General features: G+C 62.1%; 7 protein-coding genes and 1 tRNA gene. 4 read left to right on the top strand and 4 right to left on the bottom strand.

Going from position 1 to position 7,220, the window contains the following annotated elements; translation table 11 throughout:
• Nucleotides 1–152 precede the first annotated feature (152 nt).
• Nucleotides 153–347, bottom strand: a complete 195-nt coding sequence (locus tag ENZ75_RS14995; protein ID WP_013530202.1) for a hypothetical protein — start codon at nt 345–347, stop codon at nt 153–155.
• 159 nt (nt 348–506) lie between these two features.
• Between ENZ75_RS14995 and ENZ75_RS14990 the strand changes: the two genes are divergently transcribed.
• Both ENZ75_RS14990 and ENZ75_RS14985 read left to right on the top strand, forming a co-directional pair.
• A tRNA-Thr gene (locus ENZ75_RS14990) sits at nt 507–581 on the top strand.
• 320 nt (nt 582–901) lie between these two features.
• Nucleotides 902–2,476: a DUF882 domain-containing protein gene (locus ENZ75_RS14985; protein ID WP_063170045.1), complete on the top strand. Its 1,575-nt coding sequence runs from the start codon at nt 902–904 to the stop codon at nt 2,474–2,476.
• Between the two features lie 301 nt (nt 2,477–2,777).
• Here the strand turns inward: ENZ75_RS14985 and ENZ75_RS14980 are convergent, their stop codons facing one another.
• From ENZ75_RS14980 to ENZ75_RS14970, 3 genes are all read right to left on the bottom strand, one after another.
• The gene (locus ENZ75_RS14980; RefSeq protein ID WP_013530204.1) at nt 2,778–3,302 is read right to left on the bottom strand and encodes an OsmC family protein; all 525 of its coding nucleotides are present in this window, start codon (nt 3,300–3,302) and stop codon (nt 2,778–2,780) included.
• A gap of 110 nt (nt 3,303–3,412) precedes the next feature.
• Nucleotides 3,413–3,949, bottom strand: coding sequence for a carboxymuconolactone decarboxylase family protein (locus tag ENZ75_RS14975; protein ID WP_024504783.1), 537 nt, complete (start codon nt 3,947–3,949; stop codon nt 3,413–3,415).
• 87 nt (nt 3,950–4,036) lie between these two features.
• Nucleotides 4,037–5,119, bottom strand: a complete 1,083-nt coding sequence (locus tag ENZ75_RS14970; protein WP_164745812.1) for a sigma-70 family RNA polymerase sigma factor — start codon at nt 5,117–5,119, stop codon at nt 4,037–4,039.
• Nucleotides 5,120–5,346: 227 nt separating this feature from the next.
• Here ENZ75_RS14970 and ENZ75_RS14965 point away from each other — a divergent pair, with 227 nt between their 5' ends.
• A complete protein-coding gene (locus ENZ75_RS14965; RefSeq protein WP_013530207.1) occupies nt 5,347–6,252 on the top strand; it encodes a MurR/RpiR family transcriptional regulator in 906 nt (301 codons plus the stop codon).
• Nucleotides 6,253–6,309: 57 nt separating this feature from the next.
• On the top strand, nt 6,310–7,220 hold a 911-nt coding region (locus tag ENZ75_RS14960; protein WP_128278164.1), incomplete at its 3' end, for a M20/M25/M40 family metallo-hydrolase.

Genomic DNA, 7,220 nt, shown 5'->3' with positions numbered 1-7,220 from the left:
CGACAATTCTGATGCGATCCATGGAAGAACGTCCCTCTCGGCCAAAAAAGGGCCGGTTCAATCGTTTGAGTAGCGGCCCGTCTAGACCATTGGCCAATCTGGTTCAAGAAATAGGATTTCGCCCACCCCAGGCCAAGAGTGACCTATTTGAGTTAATCTTTTTGTATTTTCTTCGATGCAGCGAGCCCGTCCGGACGCAGGTCGGCCTCGCCGGTCCGCCGCGAGCGCGACTGCGCCTTGCGCTTCTGCAGATTGGCGCGCAATTGCTCGGCGAGCCGATCCTTGCGGATTGTTGCGCTGCTTTTCGGTGGACCATCCTTTTTCACTGGAATTGTCTTGTCGTCCATCGCCCATCCCGCCGGCGACCCACCAGCTTGCTGTTCAGGGATAGCCAACATTGTGGCACTGCCATGTCATTAAAAGCCATCCGGCAAAGCCTTTCACAGAAGCGTTGCACTTGGCCTTGCGCTTGCCGGTTCGATATGGCAGAAGCCCCGCCATCAGCGGCTGCGGTAGCTCAGTGGTAGAGCACTCCCTTGGTAAGGGAGAGGTCGAGAGTTCAATCCTCTCTCGCAGCACCAGTTTCCAACATCCCTGTTGCCGCACGATCGTCCTCTGCATTTGCGAGGGCGAGGCGGGTACATGGGATGGCGCGGCCCTCGTGCCGGCAGACCCGATCAGCGGTTCATTGCTTCAGAAAATGGCTGCCACAGGCAAATCCAGCCGAAGCGCATTCCGGCAAGACACGATTCATTAACCAAGATGCTATTCATCGACATGACGTATTGTGGCATGGATGCCCGTCTTCGCCGGTCAGATCCATGCTTGTCAGGAAGAGGGCCGAAAGGCTCCTGATCTGGGCGGAAATCTAAATCGCCCGAAACAAAAGAACGTGCAAGGCATGAACGTGAGCGAAAACGTGCAAAACGCCCCCGGTGCTTCCCGTCTTTGGACCCTGCCTGCCATCATCGCAGCGTTCCTTTGCCTGTGCGCTACCGGCGCGTTCGCGGAGACGCGTGCTTTGAGGATTCAACATCTCCATACGGGCGAGAAGGCTGAAATCGTCTTCAAGCGCAATGGGCGCTATGATCCGGCGGGATTGAAGAAGATCAATCTCATGCTGCGCGACTGGCGTCGCAACGAACCGACGAAGATGGATCCGCGCCTGCTCGATCTTGTCTGGCAGGCCTATCGCGCCAGCGGCTCGACAGCCTATATCCATGTGGTCAGCGCCTATCGTTCGCCGGCGACGAACGCCATGCTGCGCAGCCGCTCGAAGGGTGTGGCCCGGGAGAGCCAACACATGGTTGGCCGCGCGATGGACTTCTTCCTGCCGGATGTGCCGCTGAAGAAACTGCGCGACATCGGCCTCAAAATGCAGGGCGGCGGCGTGGGTTATTACCCCACCTCCGGTTCGCCTTTCATACACATGGATGTCGGCAATGTGCGGCATTGGCCGGGCATCAGCCGCCAGGAACTCGCCAAGGTATTTCCGAACGGCAACACACTGCATGTGCCGAGCGACGGCAAACCGCTGCCCGGCTATGAGCAGGCGTTTGCCGCCTACAAATCGCGCAAGGGCGCCGGCACGCCCAACATCGAGCTGGCAAGCGTCGACGGCGGCCAACGCAGGCCGCGTGGCCTGCTGGCGACGCTCTTGGGCGGGGGCGGCGCAGACGAGTCCGATGATGTCGCCGAAGCGGTGCCGGCGCCACGCAAACCGGCGAGGTCCGTCGAACCCAGACCGGCCGGACAGGGTATCGCTATCGTGCCGCCGCAGGATGCCCAGCGGGCTGACATCCAGATTGCTGGCAGCGATCCAGGCGAAGAACCGCTTGCCGGGCAGAAGGGGAAGACGCCTGAAGCGATCGTCATGGCGATGGCGCCGGGCTCAGTGCCGCTGCCGGCCTTCGCACCGCGCGCCGAGTTCACGGCACCCGTTCCCACCCCGGAAACCGCACCGTTGGCAATCGCCGGCGCGTCCACGGCGCAGGCCGAGCTGGCCGTTGCCAAGCCGGACGCCGCGAATGCCGATGCCGCTGCCACGAGCGTCGCGCCGGAGATGATGGCGCTCAACGTCCCATTGCCGACATGGCGGCCGGAAAGCCAGTCAAGCCCGACGCGCCAGTTGGAAGCAGCCAAATCTGGCGATGCCATCGGTGTCTTGCTGGCCATGCATCACCCCGACGACGGGCTGGCCGGCGAGCGGATCGCGGCGCCGGCGTCAAAGCCAGAAGATCGCGTCAGGACGAACCCCAAGGCCGATCGTGTCCAGCGGCGCCCCGATTCCGAGGCAGATCGCGCTATTACCGGTGGGGCCGCATCAACAGGGGCGCCCATGATTGCCGCCAATTTCATCCGCACGGCGCCGGAGCATGTCTATCTCGATGGATTCCAACCGCGGGGACGGACGTCCGATCACCGCCGCTTCACCGGCTCCGCGGTGAAATTCCTGCCCATCGCCAGTTTCAAATAGAGGGCGAAAGCACCGTTCGATCCAGTATCGAAATGTGTTGCGCCATATCGATGGCCGGGGCGGTCACGGGGTTCGCAATGCCGAACCCTTCCGCGCTATAACACTTGGCGAGCAGCGCGCTACTGCAGCGGGCAGTCGGCTCGTTGCTGTCGGCCGCCATCCGTTGCCTTTCGAGCAGATCGCCCCGCGAAATTGCCAGGATCGTGGTGGCGCAAACGTGCACGAGGCACATTTGGCCCGCCGGCCGCAACCGGCGGGACTAAGCCACAGACCGCCCAGCGGGCGAGTTCTGCGACAAGGATCACGCCTGGTGAATCACCAATTCGCTGGTCATGGGAATTCCTCTAAGGGCGCCAAGCACCATGTTGTGCGAGATCGCGCGCTCATGAATTTTCTCCAGATCGGCGCGGGGCGCCGAAGAACACACGGTCGCGCTGAGGTGCAGGGACACGTAGCAATGCCGGGCGTCCACGGGCGCCGTGAGCCCATCAAGTCCGTCGAACTCGCCACGCGGGTCGAACACGCCTTCCGCGATGAAATCGACCGAACGAAGATCGACCCCCGCATGCGCTGCCAGCATCGGATAATCCGAGCCGGCGCACACAGCCGCCGCGGCAAAGATCTGCTCCCAGGGAAAGACGGCGGTCGGCGAATTGTCCTTGAGGCTCGCCGGTCGCTCCAGTAGCGGTGTTGTGTAAGGATCGCCTGATTGCGGGTCGAAGCGGTAGCGGGCACGATAGGTGCCACGCACCGCGTCACCGTGTTTCTTTAGCACGGACACGATATCTTTGACTGTGCTGACGGTTTCTCCGAAGACTACTGGCATCTTTACCTCCCTGTAAAATGAGAATTCCACTCCCTATTCCGGTCCGCGGATGCCGACGATGGTTGCCGCGGCCTGGCCCCAATCCCGACAATGTGCCGACAAGGCTCGCGCTACTTGGCAGGCGCGGCAGCCTGAGCGTCGCCGCCGAGATCCTTCTTGAAGGTCTCAAAGTCGACCTGCATGCCGTTGAAGATCGTGCTCCAGTGCCGTGACAGAGCGGCGATAGCGACGGCCTCTTCGATCTCGTCCTCCGTTGCGCCCGCCTGTTTTGCGCTCTCGGTGTCTTCCCAGATGCAATACTGGCAGGGAATTTGTGCGGAGACGGCGAGCGAGATCAGAGCCTTGACCTTCGGCGGCAGGGCGGTTTCGCTGGAGAACTGCAGAGCCTTCACCTCTGCCCAGGCGCCCGGCAGCGCTGCTTTTGAAACCTGATGGAGAAAGGTCGGCACCGAGCCGAGCGTCCGCTCGACGTCCTTATAGGTGGCGTCGACCTCAGCTTGACCGGCCCAGCCTAAGCCTGATGACAACAATGTGGCGCAGACGACAGTCGATGCGAACGCCGTGTGAAGGAGGCGGCGCGAGCGGCTGGGCCCGAGCTCGCCGTGGTGTGCGATGGAAGCAACATGGGAAACTGCGAAGGCGAACATGATCTCTCTCCTCTTTGGAACCATTTGCGTCCGGGCCAGATGATGCCCGCGTGCTGTAAGGAGTCACGGACGGGAGAAAAAGTTCGATCAGTCGTCGTCGATTCTAGGCGGACGCGGCGAAAGATGAAGATGCAAGCGTCGGGCCTTGCCGTCTCGCTGAAAGATCACCAGGACGACACCCGGCGGGCAGTGGAAAGGGTCTTCCGGCGGATTGACGAATAGTCCCTCGATCACGGTGACCTGGCTGGCGCTGAGAATGCGCTGCGGTTCCAGGCGGACGCCGGCTTCCGTGTCGGCGTCGACTTCCCAGGCAAGGAATGAGCGACCCAGCACTGGTTTGCTCGTCCCGCGGACAAGATGCAGGTCCTCTGCAAAGTGCCCAAGGAAGCGGTCACGCTCGCCATGCTGGTTGAGCCCATTGAAAATTTCGGAGTAGAATCGCTGGCGCTCGCGAGACTGCGAGCGAGCCTCTGTGTCGGCAAGGCCCGCCGTTTCCAGCAGCATCTCGGCAAGCTTGCGTTTGGCTTGCGACAAACGACTGCGAACCGTCCCAATCGGGACACCCAGAATGGCGGCCAGTTCCTCGTAAGACTGATAGCTTCCGAAATAGCGCAACATGGCGGTAGCCTGCAGCGGCTCGGGAAGCTTGCGTAGCGCGTCCCAAACCCATTCGCGAAGCGCGACTTTCTCCAGCCGCTCCTCAATGCTTGCGCGTTCGTCTGGGCGGTCTGGAATGTCGGCGGTCAAGATCTCGCGTCGTCGTCGACGCAATTGTTGCAGGCAACAGCGGTGCAACACAGTGCGAAGCCAGCCACCGACGGCTTGCGGATCCTTGAGTTCGCCGATGCGCCTCAGCGCGATCAGGAAAGTCTCATGCACAGCATCTTCGGCGTCCGACCCATAGCCGAGCATGTTCAGCGCTATCGCATAGAGCCGTGCGCGATGACGTTCCAGCAGCAGGCCGAGGCAACCACAATCGCCGCCCCGAGCGGCAAGGGCCAGTTCGGCATCACTCGGCACGATATGAGTTTCGTAGCCCATGGACTTAAGATGCATCAACTGGCGAAAAAGTTCGAATGCCAGTTCAGCTTCGTCACGATCCGTGTTCGGCGGGCACCAGTTCACCAATGACGCTTTGATGGGGTTTTGGATTGAGGTTATGACCCTCACTTCACGTCCGTAACAACCGGCCCCGAAACGGGGTCCGTGAGAACCAGGCTCGCCGCCAAGATACTCAAGCGAGATCGAAAGTGCATATGGCAGTGAGCAAGGATTGGATTCTGGCGGATGCGGGCGATCTACGCGGCTAGATTCAATCCTGTAAAACTTTTTCCAGATTTGACACCATTTCACAAAATTGTAAGATAATCATCTTCCGTCAGCGATAGGCGATGACCATGTCGATCCGCGAAGAACTGGCCAACACGACCGTGGCGTTCACCTCCGCGGAAGAGAAGATCGTCCAGGTCCTGCTCGCCGATTACCCGATGTCGGGGCTGGGCACCGCAACCCGGCTGGCACGGCGCGCCGGCGTCAGCGACCCGAGCGTGACGCGGCTGATGACCAAGCTTGGCTATGTCGGCTTTGCCGATTTCCAGGCACGCCTGCTCACCGAAGTCGAATCCAGGCTGCATTCGCCGCTTTTGATGATGGAGGCCAAGCGTCCGGGCGGCTCCAGCGAAGGCACCGCACTTGCCTATTTCCATTCGGTTTCCGACAGCCTGGAGCGTACGCGCACGGCTGTGCCGGTGCAGGCCTACACGCGCGCTGTCAACATGCTGCTCGAGAGCAAGGGCCAGGTCGTGCTGCTGGGCGGCCGGTTCAGCCGGCATATCGCCTCCATGCTGGCCGGCTATCTCCTGCAGTTCCGCTCCGGCGTGCGCGACATCGGTTCGTTGAGTCCCGCCGATTTCGACCTGTTGATCGACCTTGGCAAGCGCGACCTCCTCGTCGTGTTCGATTACCGGCGCTACCAGTCGGACGTGGTGAGCTTTGCCCAGCAGGCCAAGGAGCGCGGCGTCTCCATCCTGCTGTTCACCGATGTCTGGCTGTCGCCGATATCTGACATCGCGGACCTGACCATGGTCGCGGCGATCGACGCCAACTCGCCGTTCGACACGCTGGCGACGGCCGTTGCCCAGATGGAAACCGTCTTTGCCCACGCGCTGGAGGGCCATGGCGCCGGGGTGCGCAAGCGCATCGAGGACATCGAGAAGATCCGCAGCGCCAACGCGGTCACGCTCGATACCGTCCTATCGTCATCGGCCGACGACGCCGCCAAATCCAAAGCCACAAGGAAATAGTGTCGTTGCGCTCAGTGCAGCGATGCAAAGCGCCGCGACGCAGAAAAGGAAGCGACAATGCCCGACAACCAGACCATCATCGACGCCGTGCAGGCTGAGATCGAGACCGATCGCGACTGGTTGATCGGCCTGACCCGCGACATGGTCCGCATCCCTTCGGTCAACCCCAAATTCGAGCCCAATCCGGCGATCAACCGCGAGGCGGATGTCCAGGCGCTGCTCGAACCGATCCTCAAGCAGGACGGGTTCAGGACAGAGCAATGGGATGCCTTGCCCGGGCGGCCCAATCTGGTCGGCGAATGGGCGGGAGACGAGAGCCGCAGCCTGATCCTGTGCGGCCATATCGACGTCGTGCCGGTCGGCGCGATGAAGGACTGGTCGGTCGATCCGTTCGGCGGCGAAATCACCAATGGCCGGCTCTATGGCCGCGGCGCCGTCGACATGAAGGGCGGCGTCGCCGCTTGCATCGCCGCCGCGCGCGCGATCCGCAAGGCGGGCATCACGCTGCAGGGCCGGCTCGCCATCCACTCGGTCGTCGACGAGGAAGCCGGCGGCTTCGGCGCCATGGACGCGGTGAAGAAGGGCAAGCTCGCCAAGGCGGTGCTGGTCGCCGAACCGACCTGGGGCGATGTCCTGCCGGTCGAAGGCGGGCTGGAATGGGCGCGGGTGACGATCCGTGGCCGCAACGCCCATTCGGCGCTGCGCTACAACGAGATCTATCCGCAGCGCCACGACAAGGACCGGCTGGAGCCGGGCGTCAATGCGATCGAGATCGCCGCCCGCTTCATTGCCGCCGTGCGCCAGTATGAGCTGGACCGGACGCGAGCAAAATCGCATCCGCTGCTGCCGCTCGGCATGAACACCATCAACATCGGCGTCATGCATGGCGGCACCGGCCTTGGCGAGCACGGCCTGCCGACCGTGATGACCAACCCGGCCATCATTCCCGATGTCGCGGTGCTCGATCT

Origin of the sequence: Mesorhizobium sp. M7A.F.Ca.CA.002.04.1.1 (genome assembly GCF_004022805.1) — a bacterium.
GTDB classification, from domain to species: domain Bacteria; phylum Pseudomonadota; class Alphaproteobacteria; order Rhizobiales; family Rhizobiaceae; genus Mesorhizobium; species Mesorhizobium ciceri.
Note: the sequence above shows the minus strand (reverse complement) of the source record. Positions and strands in the feature narration are given on the sequence as shown.

What these genes read in the sequence shown, in the direction of transcription:
- ENZ75_RS14965 (WP_013530207.1), top strand. Translation starts at nt 5,347, where the DNA reads ATGTCGATCCGCGAAGAACTGGCCAACACGACCGTGGCGTTCACCTCC.
- ENZ75_RS14975 (WP_024504783.1), bottom strand. Translation starts at nt 3,949, where the DNA reads ATGTTCGCCTTCGCAGTTTCCCATGTTGCTTCCATCGCACACCACGGC.
- ENZ75_RS14985 (WP_063170045.1), top strand. Translation starts at nt 902, where the DNA reads ATGAACGTGAGCGAAAACGTGCAAAACGCCCCCGGTGCTTCCCGTCTT.
- ENZ75_RS14980 (WP_013530204.1), bottom strand. Translation starts at nt 3,302, where the DNA reads ATGCCAGTAGTCTTCGGAGAAACCGTCAGCACAGTCAAAGATATCGTG.
- ENZ75_RS14995 (WP_013530202.1), bottom strand. Translation starts at nt 347, where the DNA reads ATGGACGACAAGACAATTCCAGTGAAAAAGGATGGTCCACCGAAAAGC.